At 74.5% G+C, this 20,366-nt stretch carries 15 protein-coding genes; 3 read left to right on the forward strand and 12 right to left on the reverse strand.

From position 1 onward, the window contains the following. Positions 1-86: 86 nt before the first annotated feature. The 8 genes from ACZ4VF_RS32050 to rimP all read right to left on the reverse strand — a co-directional run bounded on the left by ACZ4VF_RS32050 (position 87) and on the right by rimP (position 11,844). Entirely contained in the window at positions 87-4,556 is a 4,470-nt protein-coding gene (locus tag ACZ4VF_RS32050) for a trypsin-like peptidase domain-containing protein (RefSeq protein WP_467930397.1), read from the reverse strand. A gap of 254 nt (positions 4,557-4,810) precedes the next feature. Further along, positions 4,811-5,716, reverse strand: coding sequence for a tRNA pseudouridine(55) synthase TruB (gene truB / locus ACZ4VF_RS32055; RefSeq protein WP_467930398.1), 906 nt, complete (start codon positions 5,714-5,716; stop codon positions 4,811-4,813). Next, entirely contained in the window at positions 5,713-6,168 is a 456-nt protein-coding gene (gene rbfA / locus ACZ4VF_RS32060; protein ID WP_467930400.1) for a 30S ribosome-binding factor RbfA, read from the reverse strand. The genes truB and rbfA overlap by 4 nt, the downstream gene beginning before the upstream one ends. Positions 6,169-6,222: 54 nt before the next feature. Continuing rightward, positions 6,223-6,516, reverse strand: a complete 294-nt coding sequence (locus ACZ4VF_RS32065; protein WP_069778419.1) for a DUF503 domain-containing protein — start codon at positions 6,514-6,516, stop codon at positions 6,223-6,225. Positions 6,517-6,680: 164 nt separating this feature from the next. Beyond that, positions 6,681-9,761 (reverse strand): translation initiation factor IF-2, encoded by a 3,081-nt coding sequence (gene infB, locus ACZ4VF_RS32070; protein ID WP_467930401.1) that lies wholly within the window; start codon positions 9,759-9,761, stop codon positions 6,681-6,683. 145 nt (positions 9,762-9,906) lie between these two features. After that, a complete protein-coding gene (locus ACZ4VF_RS32075; protein WP_467930402.1) occupies positions 9,907-10,203 on the reverse strand; it encodes a YlxR family protein in 297 nt (98 codons plus the stop codon). A 121-nt stretch (positions 10,204-10,324) separates the two neighbouring features. Further along, positions 10,325-11,311 carry a transcription termination factor NusA gene (gene nusA / locus ACZ4VF_RS32080; RefSeq protein WP_467930403.1) on the reverse strand — a complete coding sequence of 329 codons (987 nt, stop codon included), beginning with the start codon at positions 11,309-11,311 and terminating at the stop codon, positions 10,325-10,327. Positions 11,312-11,313: 2 nt separating this feature from the next. Continuing rightward, entirely contained in the window at positions 11,314-11,844 is a 531-nt protein-coding gene (rimP, locus tag ACZ4VF_RS32085) for a ribosome maturation factor RimP (RefSeq protein ID WP_467930405.1), read from the reverse strand. A 220-nt stretch (positions 11,845-12,064) separates the two neighbouring features. On the opposite strand from rimP, the gene ACZ4VF_RS32090 reads away from it, so the two are divergent. The 3 genes from ACZ4VF_RS32090 to ACZ4VF_RS32100 all read left to right on the forward strand — a co-directional run bounded on the left by ACZ4VF_RS32090 (position 12,065) and on the right by ACZ4VF_RS32100 (position 14,413). Continuing rightward, entirely contained in the window at positions 12,065-12,565 is a 501-nt protein-coding gene (locus ACZ4VF_RS32090; protein WP_467930406.1) for a hypothetical protein, read from the forward strand. Beyond that, positions 12,562-13,086, forward strand: coding sequence for a ferritin-like domain-containing protein (locus ACZ4VF_RS32095; RefSeq protein WP_467930407.1), 525 nt, complete (start codon positions 12,562-12,564; stop codon positions 13,084-13,086). Before ACZ4VF_RS32090 ends, ACZ4VF_RS32095 begins: the two co-directional genes overlap by 4 nt. 427 nt (positions 13,087-13,513) lie before the next feature. Further along, positions 13,514-14,413 carry an aminoglycoside phosphotransferase family protein gene (locus ACZ4VF_RS32100; RefSeq protein WP_467930408.1) on the forward strand — a complete coding sequence of 300 codons (900 nt, stop codon included), beginning with the start codon at positions 13,514-13,516 and terminating at the stop codon, positions 14,411-14,413. 570 nt (positions 14,414-14,983) lie between these two features. Here ACZ4VF_RS32100 and ACZ4VF_RS32105 read toward each other — a convergent pair. The 4 genes from ACZ4VF_RS32105 to ispG all read right to left on the reverse strand — a co-directional run bounded on the left by ACZ4VF_RS32105 (position 14,984) and on the right by ispG (position 20,281). Then, positions 14,984-16,687, reverse strand: a complete 1,704-nt coding sequence (locus tag ACZ4VF_RS32105; RefSeq protein WP_467930410.1) for a proline--tRNA ligase — start codon at positions 16,685-16,687, stop codon at positions 14,984-14,986. 74 nt (positions 16,688-16,761) lie between these two features. Continuing rightward, positions 16,762-17,292, reverse strand: coding sequence for a GNAT family N-acetyltransferase (locus tag ACZ4VF_RS32110; protein ID WP_467930412.1), 531 nt, complete (start codon positions 17,290-17,292; stop codon positions 16,762-16,764). Between the two features lie 20 nt (positions 17,293-17,312). Continuing rightward, positions 17,313-18,161: a GNAT family N-acetyltransferase gene (locus tag ACZ4VF_RS32115; RefSeq protein ID WP_467930413.1), complete on the reverse strand. Its 849-nt coding sequence runs from the start codon at positions 18,159-18,161 to the stop codon at positions 17,313-17,315. Between the two features lie 962 nt (positions 18,162-19,123). After that, positions 19,124-20,281 (reverse strand): flavodoxin-dependent (E)-4-hydroxy-3-methylbut-2-enyl-diphosphate synthase, encoded by a 1,158-nt coding sequence (gene ispG / locus ACZ4VF_RS32120; RefSeq protein ID WP_467930414.1) that lies wholly within the window; start codon positions 20,279-20,281, stop codon positions 19,124-19,126. Positions 20,282-20,366 lie beyond the last annotated feature (85 nt).

Here is a 20,366-nt window from a genome sequence, read left to right on the forward strand (position 1 = left end):
TTGTGCAGGTCTAAGGGTGCCATGCCGGGTGCCCGGCGCCAGCATCGGCATGGGGGCTGTGACGGGGCGCACGTTCCCGGCGCCGCTCAGGCCGGTACGCGGACGCCCGCCAGGTTCTCGATCATGCGGCGGGTGCTGGGGCCGACCACGACGGCCCAGTCGTCCGGTGCGTCGGTCAGCCAGCGGGCCAGGCGGGCGGCGAAGCCGGGCACGCGGCGCCCGAGGTCGACCAGGCCGCGGTCGAAGCGGGTGGCGCCCTCGGGCGTGCGGACGAGGAGCAGCCCGGTACGGTGCACCAGCCCCCGGACCTCCGCCTCCCCGGCCTCCTCCCGGAGCTCCGCCCCGGTGTCGTCTTCGGGCCCCCCTCCCGCGGCCCCTTTCGCTTCCTCCCCCGTCTTCTCCCCCGTTTCCTCCCCCAGTTCCCCTTCCGCTTCCTCGTTCGCGGCCTCTTCCCCGTCCTCTCCCGCGGCCTCCTCCCCCGCCGTACCCCGCCCCACCGCCGCGTACAGGACGGCCTCCAGGACGGCCGGGTCCCGCTCCACCGCGAGCAGCACCTCCAGCAGCTCGCGGCGGAGCGGGCCGGAGGCGGCCGCACCGGGGGCGGCGAGGACGGTGGCGAGGGCCGCCCGCAGGGGCTGCGGGCCGCCGTGGAGCAGGCCGGTGACGAGGGGCAGCAGGACGGGGCGGGCGGTGGGGCCCTGGGCCAGACGGCGGTCGATGGCGCCGGCGAGGGGCCCGGCGGTGTCCGGGCGCAGCCGCACCGCCTCCTGGACGAGGGCGGCGACCCGGCGGGCCAGGGCCGGGGTGGTGGCCTCGACGAGACCGCGCAGGACCGCGTCGGTGCGCGGCCCGCCGGCGTCCGGCGCGCACAGCCGGTCCCGGACGGCCTCCAGGACCGGCTCCGGGTGCGTGGTCAGGGCCGGGAGCAGGGCGGTCGGCGGGAGCTGAGGGTCGCCGTCGGCGAAGTGGCGCAGCGCCGCGGGCAGGTGGCGGTCGCGGGTGAGCGGGTCGCGGACCAGGAGGGCGAGGGCGCCGCCGTGCAGGGCGCGGTCGGCGGGGCGGGCGAGGACAGTGAGGGCGGCGTGGCGCAGCAGCTCGCGGTCCGGGCCCGAACGGACGTGGGGGGCGGCGAGCAGCCCGAAAGTCACCGCCGGCATTCTGCGGGCGGGGCGCTCGTCGTGCGCCCAGCGGTCGACGGCCCGGCAGACGGCCGCCGGCTCCTCCTCGGCGAGGACGGCGAGCAGTTCGCCGGCACGGGGGTGCGCGCAGGCGACCAGCGCCTCGACGAGGCCGTCCAGGGCGGCGTGCCGGTGCGTGTGCAGCAGCGCCTGCGCGGCGGTGGCGACAGTGGCGTGCGGGGTCGCGGGGAGCGGCTGCTCGTCGGCGAACCATCCGGTGAGCAGGGGCTGTACGGCACTGGGGGCGGCGGCGAGCAGACCGGCCACGGCGTCCAGGTAGCGGTCGCCGGCCGTGGGCGGCGCCGGGTCGGCCAGCACGAGGCGGCGCAGCAGCTCCAGACGCTCGGCGTCGGAGACGGGCAGGGCGGTCCAGAAGGCGGGGCGGAAGTCGGCCGGTACGGGTCGGCGGTCGCGGTGCCAGGCGACGACACGGTCGGCGAGGAGGCGCAGGACCTCGGTGTACGGCGTGGCGTCCGGGACCTGGAGCAGGGTGCGGGCGAGCAGCCGGGCGGCCCACCAGGAGCCGGTGTCGCGGTCCAGGGCCTCGACCAGTTCCCGCAGGCGCAGGGACAGTCGCCGTGGGCCGTGCTGGCGGTCGAGGAGCAGCAGGGCCTGGACGACGGGGCCGACGCGGTGGTGGGGCACGGGGGCGGGACGGTGGGTCGGGTGCGGCTCGCCGGGGTGGGGCACCAGGGCGCGCAGGGCCTCGTCCAGGTCCAGGTGCATGCCCTGGATCCAGTCGGCCAGTTCCTCGTGGGCGAACCGGTAGCCGCCGCCGGCCGGCACGAGGAGGCCCTCGGTGAGTACGGCGGAGGCCCAGCCGGTGCCGCCGCCGAGCCGGGCGGGGGCGGGCCCCCAGGGGAACAGCGCCTCGAACGACTCCCGGTCCAGCAGCCCCTGCCCCGGGCAGAGGCTGCGCCGGGCGGCCTCGTGCACCTGCCCGGCCACCCGCGCGGCCAGCCGCCGTACGGCCGTGCCGCGCAGTCCGCCGGCGGCGGCGAGCCGGACCGCGATGCGCAGGCACATCAGGTCGAGGTACGCCGCGAACACGTCGTCCCGGCCGAGCGTCCCGGCCACCGGCGCGTCGGGGGCGGCCGCCCGCACCTCGCCCAGCAACCGCAGCGCGAGCGGATGCCCCGCGTCCCGGTCGCCGAGCACCCCCTCCGGGATCCCGTACCGCTCCCGAGCCCGCCACGCCTCCTCGCCGGTGAAGTCACCGATCCGCAGACAGGGGGGCAGGCGGTCGCCGGGGGTGCGGGGGGCGGGGGTACGGGGGGCCATGGGGCGATGGGGTACGCCGGGGTGACCGTCGCTGGGGGCGCCGGAGACTGCGGGGGGACCGGCGAAGTCGGCGGGACCGGCAGGACCCACGGCACCGGCGGGACCGGCGGCACCCGCGGGACCGACAGGACCCACGGGACCGGCAGGACCCACGGGACCGGCAGGACCCACGGAACCGGCAGGACCGACAGGACCCACGGAACCGGCGGCACCCGCAGGACCCACAGAACCGGCGGCACCCCCCGGACCGGCAGGACCCACGGCACCGGCGGCACCCGCAGGACCCACAGAACCGGCGGCACCCCCCGGACCGGCAGGACCGGCAGGGCCGGCAGGACCCGCGGCACCGGCGAGGTCGTCGAGGGTGACCGGGGCGCGCACAGACCCGCGTCCCTCCACCGAGGCGGAGGCGGCAGAGCGGGCGGAGTTGGCAGGGTCGGCAGGGTCGGCGGGGACGGCGGGGACGGCAGGATCGGCAGCCAGGCCGGCCCCGCGATCCGCGTTCACCCCGGCGACAAGGCCGCCCGGCACCCGGTCCGGCTCACCGGCCGGCCCACCGACCGGCTCGTCACCGGCCGCCGGAGCCGCGGGGACACCCCGGCCCACCCGGCCCCTGCACGCGCCGGCGGCCGGGACGCGAGGACCGCTCGGCGTGCGCTTCGCCTCGGTACCGCTGCCCGCCGGGGCGGCGGAGCCGGTCGGGCCGCCGCGGGGCTCCCCCTCCCCGGCCGCTCCCGGCGCCCCCGCCGACTCGTACGGCAAGCCCACGGAACCGGCCACCGGAGCCGCGAGGGCGCCCGGGACGTGGAGCAGGTGCTCGGGGAACGCCCTGCCCGCGCGCTCCCAGTGTTCCTCGCGGCAGGCCGTCGCCAGGCGGGTGCCGGTCTCGCTCAGCCAGGTGGTCGTGGCCCGGGTCCAGGCGGGGAGGCGGTGGGCCAGGGCGGGGGGCATCTCCTCGGGGGCGTCGAGGAGGAGCAGGAGCGGGCGGCCGGCCCGGGCGGCGAGGCGGGCCAGGTGGCCGGGGGTGATGTCGCCGAGGTCCTCGGGCTGGACGCGGCGGGACGCGGCGACGATCCGGGCGGCACGCTCCAGGGCACGGCGGGCGGCGTCCGCCAGCGAGTCGTCGGTGTCCTTGAGGTCGGCACCGCGCAGCCACAGGGTGGGGGCGGGGCACTCGCCACGGGCTCGGCGGTCGGCGAGGGCCGCGAGTTCCGTCGTACGGCCGCTGCCCGGGGCGCCGACGAGGCCCAGCACCGGCCGGTCGCCGGTGGTGAAGGCGGCCAGCTCCCCGGTGACGCCCGCGCGTTCGAGCGGCTCGCGGACACCCGGGCCGTCCTGGCCCAGCGAGGTGGAGGTCAGCTGGAGGATGCCGGCGAGGTTGAGGTCGGCGCCGTAGGCGGGCACGGTGGCCGCGTTGCGGGCGAGCAGCGCGGCGAGGGCGCCGTCGGCGGGACGCAGGGGCACCGCGAAGGCCGCGTCGCGCTCGGCGGTGTGCAGGGCGGTGCCGAGGACGCCGAGGACCGCGCCGGTGCGGGCGTCGAGCACCGGTCCGCCGGCCGCTCCGCCGCCGGGCCGGAGCGCGTCCCGGCCGGCCGTGCCGATGGCCAGCTCCAGGACGTCGTCCAGCAGGCGGGAACCGTCCGTGGCCGTGTACGTCACCTCGGTGGCGGCCAGCACCCGTGCCTCGCGCAGGCAGCCGGCGGCGACCCGGACGTACGTGCCGGCGGGGATCCGCTCCCGCACGGTCAGCGGCAGCGGGTCCACGCCCAGGCCCTCGGTGCGCACCAGGGCGAGGTCGAGGGCGGGCAGCGGGGTGACCGCGTCGGCGGGGACCACGCAGGTGCGGTCACCGCGCGGACCGTCCCCGGGGACGTGCAGCACCAGCCGGGACAGGCCGTCGACCGATTCGTGGCTGGTCAGCAGGGTGCCCTCGTGGTCGGCGAGGAAGCCGACCCCGCGGGGGCGCCCGGCCGTGTCCCGGATCCGCACGAGCGCGGCCTCGGCGCGGCCGGCGTCGGTGCCGCCGGCACCCGGTCCGCCGTACGCGCGCTCCCGCTCCCGGTGCCCGCCTCCGCTGCGCGGGCCCCGTCCCTCCATGGCCGTACCTCCCCGCCCGTCCCCGTGAACCTGTCCTCGACGGTAGGCGCGGGATGATCGGCGGGACAGGACGGGTACGGAACGCGCCCCCTTCCGCTCCCCCGGTTCACTCCGAGCGCCTGCCCGGTCGGGTGAATGGGCGGGGGCCGCTGGATAAGCCTAGGGGTGGGGGAACCGAGGGGGACCGTGGAGCGGCGGCAGGGGCACGACCCCGTGACCGGCCGCCGCTTCATGGCGGACGGCCCCGCTCCGGCTCAGCCGAAGACGGCCAGGCTCTTCGCCTTGCCCCGGTGCTGCTCGACGAGCGCGAGGAAGCGGCCGTCGGTGTCGATGACGGCCACGGGGCCCGCGCCCGCGTACTCGTCGGGCATGTCCAGCCGGACGCCGTTGAGCAGCAGCCGGGCGCGCCGGGTGTCGACCTGCCACTGCGGGAACGCGGCGGCGGCCGCCTCGGCGATCGGCATCACGGTCAGCTCCTGCTGGAGCTGGTCCAGCGTCCTGGCCGCGTCCAGCTTGTACGGCCCGACGCGCGTCCGGCGCAGCGCGGTGAGGTGGCCGCCGACGCCGAGGCCGGCGCCCAGGTCGCGGGCGAGGGCGCGGATGTAGGTGCCGGAGGAGCAGACCACCGACACCACCAGGTCGAGCACGGGCGTGCCGTCCTCGGCGACCGCGTCGCGGACGTCGTACACCGCGAAGGACGTGATCGTCACGGGCCGGGCGGGGATCTCGAACTCCTCGCCCTCGCGGGCCCGCTTGTACGAGCGCACGCCGTCGATCTTGATGGCGCTGACCTTGGACGGCACCTGCATGATGTCGCCGGTGAGCTTGGCGATGCCGGCGTCGATGGCGTCCCGGGTCACCTTGGAGGCGTCGGTGGACGAGGTGATCTCGCCCTCGGCGTCGTCGGTGAGGGTGTTCTGGCCCAGGCGGATGGTGCCCAGGTACTCCTTCTCGGTGAGCGCGAGGTGCCCGAGGAGCTTGGTGGCGCGCTCGATGCCGAGGACCAGGACGCCGGTCGCCATGGGGTCGAGGGTGCCGGCGTGGCCGACGCGGCGGGTCCTGGCGATCCCGCGCATCTTGGCGACCACGTCGTGCGAAGTGAAGCCCGACGGCTTGTCGACGATGACGAGGCCGTCGGGCGTGGTGTGCTTCTGGGTCATTCGGTGGCGTCGCCGTCCGTGTCGGTGTCGTCGGCCGGCTTCTTGTAGGGGTCGGCGCCGGCGGCGTACGTGGCGCCCGTGGCCGCCTCGCGCACCTTCTCGTCGGACTGCCGGGCCTTGTCGAGGAGGTCCTCGATGGTCCGGGCGGTGTCCGGCAGGGCGTCCGCGACGAAGGTCAGGGTCGGGGTGAACTTCACCCCGGCCGCACGGCCCACCTCGGAGCGCAGGATGCCCTTGGCGCTCTCCAGGCCGGCGGCCGCGGCCTTCCGCTCCTCGTCGTCGCCGTAGACCGTGTAGAAGACGGTCGCCTCCCGCAGGTCACCCGTGACCCGGGTGTCCGTGATGGTGACGTGTGAGCCGAGCCGCGGGTCCTTGATCCCGCGCTGCAGCTTCTGGGCCACCACCTCTCGGATGAGGTCCGCCAGCCTTTTCGCCCGCGCGTTGTCGGCCACTGGTCCGTCTCCCGTTCTTTCTCTTGCTCGTGTCGTTCTGTGGTCTGGTCGTGGTCAGTCGTCTTCGCCGTGGAAGCGGCGTCGGACCGACAGCAGCTCCACCTCCGGGCGGGCGGCGACCAGTCGTTCACACCGGTCCAGTACGTCGGTGAGGTGCGCCGCGTCGCCGGAGACCAGGGCGAGGCCGATGACCGCTCGCCGGTGGAGGTCCATGTGGTCCACCTCGGCCGCGCTCACCGCGTACTTGCGCTGGAGCTCGGCGACGATCGGGCGGACGACGGAGCGCTTCTCCTTCAGCGAGTGGACGTCGCCGAGGAGGAGGTCGAAGGACAGAGTCCCCACGTACATGTCGATGCCGGTTTACCCGCCGGTACGGGATCGATGGCCTGGAGCCACCGTACCCCTTGCCCGTCGGCGGCTCGACCGGGTTTCCCGGCGCCGCGGCCGGGGGCGGAAAACGGCGCGCTGGCCGGCAGGACCGCAGTCCCGCCGGCCAGCACGAACCTCAGGCGTTACGCCCGCGGCTTCTCCCGCATCTCGTACGTCGCGATGACGTCGTCGACCTTGATGTCGTTGAAGTTTCCGAGGTTGATACCACCCTCGTAGCCTTCGCGGATCTCGGTGACGTCGTCCTTGAAGCGACGCAGACCCTCGATGTTGAGGTTCTCCGCGACCACCTTGCCGTCGCGGATGAGGCGGGCCTTGGTGTTGCGCTTGACCTCGCCGGAGCGGATGAGAACACCCGCGATGTTGCCCAGCTTGGACGACTTGAAGACCTCGCGGATCTCCGCCGTACCGAGCTCGACCTCCTCGTACTCCGGCTTGAGCATGCCCTTGAGGGCCGCCTCGATCTCCTCGATCGCCTGGTAGATGACCGAGTAGTACCGGACGTCCACACCCTCGCGCTCGGCCATCTGCGCCGCGCGGCCGGCCGCGCGGACGTTGAAGCCGATCACGATGGCGTCGGAGCCCATCGCCAGGTCGATGTCGGACTCCGTGACCGCACCGACGCCGCGGTGCAGGACGCGGATGTCGACCTCTTCGCCGACGTCCAGCTGGAGCAGGGAGGACTCCAGGGCCTCGACGGAGCCGGAAGCGTCACCCTTGATGATCAGGTTCAGCTGCTGGACCTCGCCGGCCTTGAGCACCTTGTCCAGGTCCTCCAGCGACACGCGGCGCGTGCGCTTGGCGAACGCGGCGTTCCGCTCCCGGGCGGCGCGCTTCTCGGCGATCTGACGGGCCGTACGGTCCTCGTCGACCACCAGGAAGTTGTCGCCCGCACCCGGGACGTTGGTCAGGCCCAGGACCTGGACCGGCGTCGACGGGCCGGCCTCGGCGACGTTGTTGCCGTTGTCGTCGAGCATGGCGCGGACTCGGCCGTAGGCGTCGCCGACCACCATCGTGTCGCCGACCCGCAGCGTGCCTCGCTGGACGAGGACCGTCGCCACGGCACCACGGCCGCGGTCGAGACGGGACTCGATCGAGATGCCCTGCGCGTCCTGGTTCGGGTTGGCCCGCAGGTCGAGCGAGGCGTCGGCCGTGAGGATCACGGCCTCCAGCAGCGAGTCGATGTGCAGACCCTGCTTGGCGGAGATGTCGACGAACATCGTGTCGCCGCCGTACTCCTCGGCCACCAGGCCGTACTCGGTCAGCTGACCGCGCACCTTGGTCGGGTCGGCACCCTCGACGTCGATCTTGTTGACCGCGACGACGATCGGGACGTCGGCCGCCTTGGCGTGGTTGAGCGCCTCGACCGTCTGCGGCATGACGCCGTCGTTGGCCGCGACGACCAGGATCGCGATGTCGGTCGACTTCGCACCACGGGCACGCATGGCGGTGAACGCCTCGTGACCCGGGGTGTCGATGAAGGTGATCTTGCGCTCTTCGTCGTTGACCTCGGTCGCGACCTGGTAGGCACCGATGTGCTGGGTGATGCCGCCGGCCTCGCCCGCGATGACGTTCGTCTTGCGGATCGCGTCGAGCAGTCGGGTCTTACCGTGGTCGACGTGGCCCATGACGGTGACGACCGGCGGACGGACCACCAGGTCCTCCTCGTCGCCCTCGTCCTCGCCGAACTCGATGTCGAAGGACTCGAGCAGCTCGCGGTCCTCCTCCTCGGGGCTGACGATCTGAACCGCGTAGTTCATCTCGCCGGCGAGGAGCTGCAGCGTCTCGTCGGAGACGGACTGCGTGGCCGTGACCATCTCGCCGAGGTTCATCATGACCGCGACGAGGGACGCCGGGTTGGCGTTGATCTTCTCCGCGAAGTCGGTGAGCGACGCGCCGCGGGAGAGACGGATGGTCTCGCCGTTGCCGCGCGGCAGCATCACGCCGCCGACGCTCGGGGCCTGCATGGCCTCGTACTCCTGGCGCCTCTGCCGCTTCGACTTGCGGCCACGACGCGCGGGACCACCGGGACGGCCGAAGGCGCCCTGCGTGCCACCGCGGCCACCCGGACCACCGGGACGGCCACCGAAGCCGGGACGGCCACCGCCGCCACCGCCGGGACCACCCGGACGGCCGGCGAAACCGCCGCCACCGCCACCGGGACCGGCGGGACGACCGGCGAAGCCGCCGCCACCGCCACCCGGACGGCCGGCGAAGCCGCCGCCACCCGGACGACCGCCGCCGCCACCGGGACGACCGCCGCCACCGGGGCCACGGCCGCCGGGGCCACCGCCCGGACGCGGACCCGCAGCGGGACGCTGCGGCATCATGCCGGGGTTCGGACGCGGGCCGCCGGGGCCGCCGCCGGGACGGGGACCGCCCTGCGGACGCGGCATCGAGCCCGGGGTCGGACGGGGACCGCCCGGAGCCTGCGGACGCGGACCGCCGCCCTGGGCGCCGGGCGCCTGCGGACGGGGACCGGCGCCGGGGGCACCGCCGGGGCCGGGACGCGCGCCGCCCTGCGGGCGCGGGGCCTGCGGACGGGCCATGCCGGCGTTGCCGCCGGAGGTGAAGGGGTTGTTGCCCGGACGCGGACCGGCCGGACGGGCGCCCGGACGCGCGGCCTGGCCGCCGGGACGCTGACCGCCCTGACCCGGACGGGGCGCCTGGCCCTGGCCGGGAGCCGGACGGGAGCCGCCGGGCTTCGGGGCACCGGGACGACCGCCGCCGGGGCGCTGACCCTGGGCGGCCGGAGCCTGCGGGGTCTGCGCGGCCGGGGGGGCCGGCGGAGCGGTGAACTCCGGGGCGGCCGGTGCCGGGCGCGGCGCGGGCTTGGGACCCGGCACCGGACGCGGGCCGGGAGCGGCCGGCGCGGGCGCCGAGGGGGCCGACGGGGCGGCCGGCTGCTGGGCAGCGGGCGCCGTCGGAGGCTTGGGGGCAGCCGGCCTGGGGGCCGGGGCAGCCGGACGTGCCGCCTGCGCCGGGGAGGGCGCGGCGGGCTTGGGGGCGGCCTTGCGCGGGGCGGGCTTCGCGGACTTGCCGCTGCCACCGCCCTGGAAGGCGTCGGTCAGCTTGCGTACAACCGGCGCTTCGATGGTCGAAGACGCCGAACGGACGAATTCACCGAGTTCCTGGAGCTTGGCCATGACGACCTTGCTCTCGACACCGAACTCCTTGGCGAGTTCGTAGACCCGGACCTTAGCCACTTCGCTCCTTTGAGGTCCGGGTTGAAGCCGGACCGTCGCTAGTTCATGGGCGTACTCATCGCGTACTCATCGAGTGCTCATCGCAATCTCGACCTGCTTTCGACTCGCGAGGTACCAAGCCGCACGGGGTTCCGTACGGCATGTCTTACAGCGTTGCCTGCTCGGCAACTGTCGTCTGCTCGACGTACTGGCGCAACGCCTTTGTGTCGAGCGCTCCCGGGACGCGCAGTGCCCGCGGGAACGCCCGGCGGCGTACCGCCTGGTCGAGACAGACCAGGGCGGGGTGCACGTAGGCACCCCGGCCGGGCAGCGTACCGCGAGGATCGGGGACGCATGCGTCCTCACTCCTCACGATCCGCAGGAGATCGTTCTTGGCCGCCCGCTCCCGACACCCCACACAGGTGCGTTCAGGGCGTGCTCGGGTGTGCGTCCGGCCAGACACAGCTAAGTCTACCTCCCCGTACCGACCTCACCCCTTTGGGGCAAAAATCGAACGGCTGTTGTCGTGATCTCAGCGCCGGGCGGCTTGGATCTATTCCCCGGCCCACCGGATCTGCTCCGGTCTACTCCCCGGCCTGCTCGGTGTCGGGCCGGATGTCGATGCGCCACCCGGTGAGCCGGGCGGCGAGGCGGGCGTTCTGGCCTTCCTTGCCGATCGCCAGCGACAGCTGGTAGTCCGGCACGGTCACCCGTGCGGAGCGGGAGGCCAGGTCCACGACCTCCACCTTGCTCACCCGAGCGGGTGACAGCGCGTTCGCCACCATCTCGGCCGGGTCGTCCGACCAGTCGACGATGTCGATCTTCTCGCCGTTCAGCTCGCCCATGACGTTGCGCACCCGGCCGCCCATGGGGCCGATGCAGGCGCCCTTGGCGTTCAGGCCCGAACGGGTGGACCTCACGGCGATCTTGGTGCGGTGACCTGCCTCACGGGCGATCGCCGCGATCTCGACCGAGCCGTCGGCGATCTCCGGCACCTCCAGGGCGAAGAGCTTCTTCACCAGGTTGGGGTGCGTACGGGAGAGCGTGACGGACGGCCCGCGCACGCCCTTGGCGACCCGGACGACGTACGACCTCAGGCGCATGCCGTGCGGGTAGGTCTCGCCGGGCACCTGCTCCTGCACCGGCAGGATGGCCTCCAGCTTGCCGATGTCCACGAGCACGTTCTTCGGGTCGCGGCCCTGCTGGACCACGCCGGTGACGATGTCTCCCTCGCGGCCGGCGTACTCGCCGAGCGTCGCGTCGTCCTCGGCGTCGCGCAGCCGCTGCAGGATCACCTGCTTGGCGGTGGTGGCGGCGATGCGGCCGAAGCCGGACGGGGTGTCGTCGAACTCACGGGGCTCCTGGCCGTCCGCGAGGTCGTCGGGGTCCTCCTTCGCCCACACGGTCACATGTCCGGTCTCCCGGTTGAGCTCCACGCGCGCGTGTCGGCGGCTTCCCTCGGTGCGGTGGTAGGCGATGAGGAGGGCCGACTCGATCGCCTCGACCAGCAGGTCGAAGGAGATCTCCTTCTCCCGAACCAAGCCCCGCAGGGCGCTCATGTCGATGTCCACGGCTACGCCTCCTCCGCTTCCTTCTTGTCCTTCGTGCCGGCCGTGCCGCCGGCGCTGTCCTTACGGTTGAACTCGACCTGCACGCGCGCCCTGGCGATCTCGGGGAAGCCCAGTCTGCGGGCGGTGGCCTTGCGGCCCTTCACCCCGGGCACCTCGACGTCGATGCCCTCGTCGTCGACCTCCAGGATCCGCGCGACCAGCTCGCCGCCCTCGGTGAGCTGGAACTTCACGAGCCGGTCGGTGGCGCGCACGAAGTGCCGGTGCTCGGTGAGGAGGCGCTCCGCGCCGGGGGTTCCGACCTCCAGGTCGTAAGCCGCGTCACCCATCGCGTCGGTCTCGTCCAGCTTCGCCGAGAGCGCGCGGCTCACATCGGCGATGGCGTCCAGGTCGGCTCCGGTGTCGGAGTCCACGACCACGCGCAGCACCCGCTTGCGTCCGACGGAGTCCACGGCGATCTCTTCGAGATCCAGCCCCTGGGAGGTGACGAGCGGTTCGAGCAGCTCTCGCAGCCTCTCGCTCTGGGTGGTGCTCATCCGGGTGACTCCTCGGCCGCGTGTGCTGTTGTGGGATGGGTCGCGTGTCTGGTCAAAGGGTACTGCCTCCGGAGGTGGGCGGTTCGCAGGAGACTCCCCGCGCCCCTTGGGCGGGTCCACCGAGCCGGTGACATGAGGCGAGCGGATGCGCGGGTACCGTGATCAGCGGCGGGTGGCGTTCCCGCCTGTGTGTTCGTACGAGCCCCCGAGGACGTCAGCCGTGCCGTACCCCCCGCCCCCGCGCTCGCCCTCGGGGCCGCGCAGAAGATCCCTGCTCGTCTCGGCCGCCGGTGTCGCCCTGCTGGCGGGCTGTTCGGACGGGGCGGGGTCCGGCGACGACGGCCCGTCGGCCACGACGCGGGCACGCGCGCGTGCGGCGCGGGACAGCCGGGGGCTGCTGGAGCGCTACGACGCCGTGCTCGCCGCGCATCCCGGGCTGGCGGGGCGGCTGCGCCCGCTGCGGGAGCAGGTCGCCGCGCACGCGGCGGCCTTCGAGGACGGCACGCCGACGCCGGCGGCGGCGAGGTCCTCGTCCGCGCCGGATCCCGTGCCGGCCGGTGAGAGGGACGCCGTGGCCGGGCTGGCCGCCGCCGAGCGCGCGCTGGCCGACCGGCGCGCCGAGGAACTGCTGGAGGTGCCGGGCGAACTGGCGCGGCTGCTGGCGTCGGTCGCGGCGGCCGGGGCCGCGCACGCGTACCTGCTGACGGAGGGAGCCAGGTGAGCGAGGGCACGGAGCGGGCTGCGAAGGCGGAGCTGACCGCGCTGCAGGCGGCGCTGGCCGCGGAGCACGCGGCGGTGTACGGCTACGGCGTCGTCGGCGGCCGGATCGGCGAGCGGCGCCGGGCCGAGGCGCGGTCGGCGTACGACGCCCACCGGGCGCGCCGGGACACGCTGGTGCGCGCCGTGCGGGACCTGGGCGGCACCCCGGTCGCGGCGAGCGCCGGGTACGCGCTGCCGTTCCCGGTCCAGGACGGGGCGGCGGCGGTGCGGCTGGCCGCGCGGCTGGAGGAGCGGGTGGCGGGGGTGTACTCGGACCTGGTGCGGGCGGCGAGCGGCGCGCGTCGGGCGGACGCGGCCGGGGCGCTGCGGGAGGCCGCGGTGCGGGCGGTGCGCTGGAGCGGGGGGAGCGTAGCCTTCCCTGGGCTCGCCGAGCGGTCCGGTGAACAGGCGGGCGACCAGGCAGGTGAGCAGGCGGGGGCGGCCGGTACGACCCCGTCGGCGTCCGCGCCCGCGAGTCGCTAGCCGCGGCCGGCCACGGGGGCGGCGCGGACCGGCGCCGGTCCGGCGGCCGCCGGGCAGGCGCGTACGGCGACGACGGCGCGCGGGGAGCACGGCGAGCGCGACGAGAACGGCGAGCACGGCGAGCACGGCGTGCACGGGCAGAAACGCGGGCAGGCGCCCGGCGGCAAGGACGGTGGGCACGGCAGAACGGCAGGCACGGCAGAACGGCAGGTACGGCAAGAACGGCGGGTTACGGCAAGAACGGCGGGCAGGCGCCGGCGGCCAGGACGACGGCGGCAGCCGCTGACGGCGGGGCCGCAGGACGGCACCGGACGGGACGGGACCCGGAGGGGACGGGACCCGGAGGGGACCGCGCCGACATGGCCCGAACGGGGAACCCGGGACGGGCAGGCCCGGCAGCAGGCGACAGGAAGGGAACGACTCGCGCATGGCTTTCGAAGCGCCGCGGCGACTGGAGCGGGCGCTCGGTGAGACGGCACCGGCCGGGGACGACTGGCTGGCGCGGCTGCCCGCGACGGCCGAGGGAGCCGTCGCCCGGCGCGAGTTGACCGTCGAGCGGGTGCAGGTACCCGGCGGGCGCAGCAGCCTGGTGGTGCTGGTACGACGGGCGGACGGCACCCCGGCCGTGCTGAAGCTCGCGCCGCCCCGGGCCCGCCCGGAGAGCGAGCGCGCGGCTCTGGCGCACTGGGGCGGGCTGGGCGCCGTACAGCTGCTGGAGGCCGCGGCGGAGGACGGGGCGCTGCTGCTGGAGCGGCTGCACCCGGATGTGTCGGTGCGGTCGCTGCCGGAGGCGAAGGCCCTGCTGGAGGCGGCGGGGACGCTGCGCCGGCTGTGGGTGGCGCCGCCGGCGGGGCACGCCTTCGAGACGGTCGCCGAGCGCACCGGACGGCAGGCGGCGGCGATGCGGGCGAGTGCCGAGGCCGACCCCGAGACGGCTCCCCTGGTGGACGCGGCGCTGGCCGCCCGCGAGGAGCTGCTGGCCGCGCCGCCCGAGCAGCTGCTGCTGCATGGCACGTTCCGGCAGAGCAAGGTCCTCGCCGGGGAGCGGATGCCCTGGCTCGCGGTCGGCCCCGACCCGGTGGTCGGCGAGAGCGCCTTCGACCTGGCCCGGCTGGTCCGGGACCGGGTGGAGGACCTGATCGCGACCCCTTCCGGCCCGTCCACCACCCGGCGCCGCATCAAGCGGCTCGCCGAGTCGCTGGAGGTCGACCAGGAGCGCCTGCGGGGCTGGACCCTCTTCCGCGCCGTGGAATCCGGCGTGCGCGCGCTGCGCGTGGGCCGGCCCAAGGACGCGGAACTCCTGCTGGAGTTCGCGGGCTGGCTGTAACGACGCCCTCGGAGGCCTCCGCTGGGGCCTCCGGCGGAAGCCCCCGACCCGAGACCCCCGACCGGAAGCCTCCGCTGAGGCCTCGTCGGCGGAAGCCCCCGACCGGACGCCCCGACCGAAGCCCCCGACAGCGCCGTCGGCCGCCCCGGCCACCACCCTCGACGGGTCGCCCGGGACACACCACTCCTGCCGGAGTTCACCGGCCGGCCGTGACGACACCCTCGGGAGCCCCCGACCGAATCCTCCGCCCGGAATCCCCGACAGCGCCGCCCGCCTCCCGGCCATCACCCTCGACGGGTCGAGCGGCTCGCCGAGACGCCGCGGGCCGGCCAGGCACGGCTGCCGGCCGGCCGTGACGACGCCCTCGGGAGCCCCCGACCGAATCCTCCGCCCGGAACCCCCGACAGCGCCGCCCGCCTCCCGGCCACCACCCTCGACGGGTCGAGCGGCTCGCCGAGACGCCGCGGGCCGGCCGGGCGCGGCTGCCGGCCGGGCGCGGCTGCCGGCCGGGCGCGGCGACGCCCCCGGGAGGTTCCCGGGGGCGTCGGCTCGTCGTCGGTCGGACCGGGGCTACGCCGTCAGGCGGGTGATCGCGTCCTCGACGGTCAGTTCCTCGCGCTCGCCGGTCTTGCGGTCCTTCAGTTCCAGGACGCCCTCGCCGGCGCGGCGGCCGGCCACCAGGATCTGCGGGACACCGATCAGCTCGGCGTCCGTGAACTTCACGCCCGGGGAGACGCCGGCCCGGTCGTCCACCAGGACGCGGACGCCCGCGGCGGCGAGCTTCTCGGCGACGTCCAGCGCCAGCTCGGTCTGGAGCGCCTTGCCGGCGGCCACCACGTGCACGTCGGCCGGGGCGACCTCCTTGGGCCAGACCAGACCGTGCTCGTCGGCGGTCTGCTCGGCGAGCGCGGCGACGGCGCGGGAGACGCCGATGCCGTAGGAGCCCATGGTGACGCGGACCGGCTTGCCGTTCTGGCCGAGGACGTCCAGCTTCAGGGCGTCGGCGTACTTGCGGCCCAGCTGGAAGATGTGGCCGATCTCGATGGCGCGGTCCATCCTCAGGCCGGTGCCGCACTTCGGGCAGGGGTCGCCCTCCTGGACCACCACGACGTCGACGTACGCGTCGACCTCGAAGTCACGGCCGGCGACGACGTTCTTCGCGTGCGTGTGCTCCTTGTTGGCGCCGGTGATCCAGGCGGTGCCGGGGGCCACGCGCGGGTCGGCGATGTACTTCACCTTCTCGCCGAGGCCCTGCGGGCCGACGTAGCCGCGGACCAGGTCGGGGCGTCCGGCGAAGTCGGCCTCGGTGACCATCTCGACGGCGGCCGGCGCGAAGTGCGCCTCGACCTTGTCCAGGTCCACCTCGCGGTCGCCGGGCACGCCCACGGCGACGATCTCGCCGTCCACCTTGACCAGCAGGTTCTTCAGCGTGGCGGAGGCCGGGACACCGAGCGCCTCGGCGAGCGTCTCGATGGTCGGGGTGTCCGGGGTGGGGATCTCCTCCAGCGCGGGCAGGGCCGAGCCGTCGACCGGCTTGAGCTCGTAGGTGACCGCCTCCGTGTTCGCGGCGAAGTCGCAGTGGGGGCAGTCCACGAAGGTGTCCTCGCCGGCCTCGGCGGGGGCCAGGAACTCCTCGGACTTGGAGCCGCCCATGGCGCCGGCGGTGGCGGCGACGATGCGGTAGTCGAGACCCAGGCGTGCGAAGACGCGCTGGTAGGCCTGGCGGTGCAGGGCGTAGGAGGCGCCGAGGCCCTCGTCGTCCAGGTCGAAGGAGTACGAGTCCTTCATCAGGAACTCGCGGCCGCGCAGGATACCGGCGCGGGGGCGCGCCTCGTCGCGGAACTTGGTCTGGATCTGGTAGAGGATCACCGGCATGTCCTTGTAGGACGTGCACTGGTCCTTGACCAGGAGGGTGAAGATCTCCTCGTGGGTGGGACCGAGGAGGTAGTCGCCGCCCTTGCGGTCCTTGAGCCGGAACAGCTCCTGGCCGTACTCGTCCCAGCGGCCGGTGGCCTCGTAGGGCTCGCGCGGCAGCAGGGCGGGCAGCGAGACCTCCTGGGCGCCGATGGCGTCCATCTCCTCGCGCACGATGCGCTCGACGTTGGCGAGGACCTTCTTGCCGAGGGGCAGCCAGCTCCAGATGCCGGCGGCCGTGCGGCGGACGTAACCGGCGCGGACGAGGAGCTTGTGGCTGAGGACCTCGGCGTCCGCCGGGTCGTCGCGCAGCGTCTTCGCCATCAACTGGGACATGCGCTGGACCGGTGCGTTGGCCATGGTTCTCGTACTCCTGCCGGGTAAGGGTGATGGGACAGGAGGTTAGCCGGGCGGCCTGTGCCGGTGGAAATCGGTTAACGCCTGCGCAGCGGCAGTGGGGCGCCCATCACGGCGTACGGCCGCGATGCGCTCGGGAAGTGGACCTGGCGGGCGAGGTCGACGTAGCCGAGGGAGTGGTAGAGGCCGCGGGCGGGGCTGTCGGTGTCGATCGCGGAGAGGATCGAGCGGGGTTCGGCGGCGGTGTCGGTGATGGTGGTGATCAGCCGCCGGCCGATGCCGCGGTTCTGGTGGTCGGGGTGGACGTGCAGTTCGGTGATGACGAAGGAGTCGTCCAGCCACAGGTCGTTGCCGGCGGCGCGGAGGTAGGGCTCCACGACGGTGGACCACCAGTGGGTGCGGCTGTTGGGCATGCCGTAGACGAAGCCGACCAGCCGGCCGCGGCTGGTGGCGCCGAGGGCCCGCGCGCCGTTGTACTGCATGTGACGCTGGACGATCTGGCGGCGTACGGCGATTTCGTCGGGCCCGAGTCCGAAGGCGACGGCCTGGACGGCCAAGGCCTCGTCGACGTGGGCAGCGAGGTCCAGGGGGCCGATCACGACGTCCATGCGGGGAGCGTACAGGGCGGTCAGAACAGGACGCTCATGAAGGCTCCCACCTCGCGGAAGCCCACCCTGCGGTACGTCCTGCGCGCCGCGGTGTTGAAGTCGTTCACATAGAGGCTGGCCACGGGCGCGATGTCCGCGAGGGCGTAGCGCAGGACGGCCGCCATGCCGGGGGCCGCGACGCCCCTGCCCCGGTACTCGGGGGCCACCCACACCCCCTGGATCTGGCATGCGCGCGGGGTCGCGGCGCCGATCTCCGCCTTGAAGACGACCCGGCCCTGGTCGTCGACGCGGGCGAAGGAGCGGCCGGAGCCGACGAGCTCGGCGATCCGGGCCTGGTAGAGCAGGCCGCCGTCGCCGGCCAGCGGGGAGACGCCGACCTCCTCGGTGAACATCGCCACGCAGGCTGGCATGATCGTTTCCATCTCGTCCTTGCGGACGCGGCGGACGTACGGGTCGGGGGCTATGCCGGCCGGCATGCGGTCGGTGATCATGAGCGGCTGGTGCGCGCGGACCTCGCGGGCGGGGCCCCAGTTCGGCTCCAGCAGCCGCCACAGCTGGGCGGTGGGTCCGGCGGGGCCGACGATGGAGGAGCAGCGGCGGCCGGCCCGTCGGGCGCGGTCGGCGAAGGCGCGGACCGCGCGGGGGGTGGCGCAGATGGGGACGAGGTTGGCGCCCGCGTAGCACAGGGACGTGAGCATGCCGTCCTCGTACCAGCCCCACATCTCACCGCCGAGCCGCCACGGGTCCAGGCCCGCGACCTGCACCCGGGACGTCACGAAGGCGTTGGCGACCGGCTCGCGGTCGAGAACGGCGAGCGCGGCGTCCAGGTCGCTCGGTTCGAGCACCCGTGAGGTGGTCTGGGTCAACACGTGGCGGGGCCTCACGACGGGGGTTTCGCTGGTCCCCGCACTATAGCCGCGCTGCCTCACCGGCCGCTTTCCAGCCGGGGAGCTCGGGTTTTGGGGCGAGCGCGGGCGGGACCCCGCCGACCGTCTTCCGGCTCCGGGGCTTCGGCAGTCGGGCGGCCGCGCGCGGAAGCCCGCCGACCGCCTTCGGGCTCCGGGGCTTCGGCATTCGGGCGGCCGCGCACGGAAGGCCGCCGACCGCCTTCCGGCTCCAGAGCTTCGGCATTCGGGCGGCCGCGCACTGGAGCTCGCCGACCGGCTTCCGGTCCCGGGGCCACGCTCTTCCGGCGGCCCCGCGTGGGAGCTCGCCGGCCGCACTCCGGCCCCGAAGCCTCGGCAGTCGGGCGGCCGCACGCGGAAGCTGGCCGACCGCATTCCGGTCCCGCAGCCACGCTCTTCCGGCGGCCCCGCACGGAAGCCCACCGGCCGCACTCCGGCCCCGCTAGCCCCGCTCTTCCAGCAGCCCCGCACGGAAGCCACACCAGCCGCACTACGGCCCTGAAGCTTCGGCAGTCGGGCAGCCGCGCGCGGAAACTGGCCGGCCGCCTTCCGGCCCCGCAGCCACGCTCTTCCAGCAGCCCCGCGCGGAAGCCCACCAGCCGCACTCCGCCCCGAAGCCTCGGCAGTCGGGCGGCCCCGCGTGGGACCCACCAGCCGCACTCCGCCCCGGAGCTTCGACAGTCGGGCGGCCCCGCACGGAAGCCAGCCGACCGCCTTCCGGCCCCGCAGCCCCGCTCTTCCAGCAGCCCCGCACGGAAGCCCACCAGCCGCACTCCGGCCCCGAAGCCTCGGCAGTCGGGCGGCCGCGCGCGCAAGCTGGCCGACCGTATCCCGGCCCCGGAGCCACGCGGCCCCGCGCCCGAGCTGGCCGGTCGCCGGATTCCCCGGGTCCCTTCGGGGGCGGGGCCCCACTGGCGCTGGAGAGGTCAGCCCGCCACAGAGACCGACGGTTCGCCGGAAGCCACGCCCTCGGACTCCATCTGTTCCGCCAGCTTCATGGCCTCCTCGATGAGGGTCTCCACGATCTTGGACTCGGGGACGGTCTTGATGACCTCGCCCTTGACGAAGATCTGGCCCTTGCCGTTGCCGGAGGCGACGCCGAGGTCGGCCTCGCGGGCCTCGCCGGGGCCGTTGACGACGCAGCCCATGACGGCGACGCGGAGGGGGACGTCCATGCCGGTGAGGCCGGCGGTGACCTCTTCGGCGAGCTTGTAGACGTCGACCTGGGCGCGGCCGCAGGAGGGGCAGGAGACGATCTCCAGGCCGCGCTGGCGGAGGTTCAGGGACTCCAGGATCTGGATGCCGACCTTGACCTCCTCGGCGGGCGGCGCGCTCAGCGAGACGCGGATGGTGTCGCCGATGCCCTGGGAGAGCAGGGCGCCGAAGGCGACCGCCGACTTGATCGTGCCCTGGAAGGCGGGGCCGGCCTCCGTGACGCCGAGGTGGAGGGGGTAGTCGCACTGCTCGGCGAGCTGGCGGTAGGCCTCGATCATCACGACCGGGTCGTTGTGCTTGACGGAGATCTTGATGTCCCGGAAGTCGTGCTCCTCGAACAGCGACGCCTCCCACAGCGCGGACTCGACCAGCGCCTCCGGGGTGGCCTTGCCGTACTTCTGGAGCAGCCGGCGGTCCAGTGAGCCGGCGTTGACGCCGATGCGGATCGGGGTGCCGTGGTCCTTGGCGGCCTTGGCGATCTCCTTGACCTTGTCGTCGAACTGCTTGATGTTGCCGGGGTTCACGCGGACCGCGGCGCAGCCGGCCTCGATGGCCGCGAAGACGTACTTGGGCTGGAAGTGGATGTCCGCGATCACCGGGATCTGCGACTTGCGCGCGATGGTGGCGAGGGCGTCGGCGTCGTCCTGGGTGGGGCAGGCGACGCGGACGATCTGGCAGCCGGACGCGGTCAGCTCGGCGATCTGCTGGAGGGTGGCGCCGATGTCGGACGTACGGGTCGTGGTCATCGACTGGACCGAGACCGGCGCGTCCCCGCCGACCGCCACGCTTCCGACCTGGATCTGCCGGCTCTTGCGGCGCTCGGCGAGCTTGGTCGGAACGGACGGCATGCCGAGAGAAATCGCAGTCATCTGCTGTGCAACCCCAAGTCGTGGATCAAGGTCCGGTCCCGTGAACGGCGGGCTCCAGGCTTCGAGATTACGGCACCGGGCCGGG

The sequence above is a fragment of the Streptomyces sp. NPDC029151 genome (assembly GCF_055564315.1).

What these genes read in the sequence shown, in the direction of transcription:
- ACZ4VF_RS32065 (WP_069778419.1), bottom strand. Translation starts at nt 6,516, where the DNA reads ATGTACGTGGGGACTCTGTCCTTCGACCTCCTCCTCGGCGACGTCCAC.
- rimP (WP_467930405.1), bottom strand. Translation starts at nt 11,844, where the DNA reads ATGAGCACCACCCAGAGCGAGAGGCTGCGAGAGCTGCTCGAACCGCTC.
- ACZ4VF_RS32110 (WP_467930412.1), bottom strand. Translation starts at nt 17,292, where the DNA reads ATGGACGTCGTGATCGGCCCCCTGGACCTCGCTGCCCACGTCGACGAG.
- ACZ4VF_RS32100 (WP_467930408.1), top strand. Translation starts at nt 13,514, where the DNA reads ATGGCTTTCGAAGCGCCGCGGCGACTGGAGCGGGCGCTCGGTGAGACG.
- truB (WP_467930398.1), bottom strand. Translation starts at nt 5,716, where the DNA reads ATGACCCAGAAGCACACCACGCCCGACGGCCTCGTCATCGTCGACAAG.
- ACZ4VF_RS32050 (WP_467930397.1), bottom strand. Translation starts at nt 4,556, where the DNA reads ATGGAGGGACGGGGCCCGCGCAGCGGAGGCGGGCACCGGGAGCGGGAG.
- ACZ4VF_RS32105 (WP_467930410.1), bottom strand. Translation starts at nt 16,687, where the DNA reads ATGGCCAACGCACCGGTCCAGCGCATGTCCCAGTTGATGGCGAAGACG.
- ispG (WP_467930414.1), bottom strand. Translation starts at nt 20,281, where the DNA reads ATGACTGCGATTTCTCTCGGCATGCCGTCCGTTCCGACCAAGCTCGCC.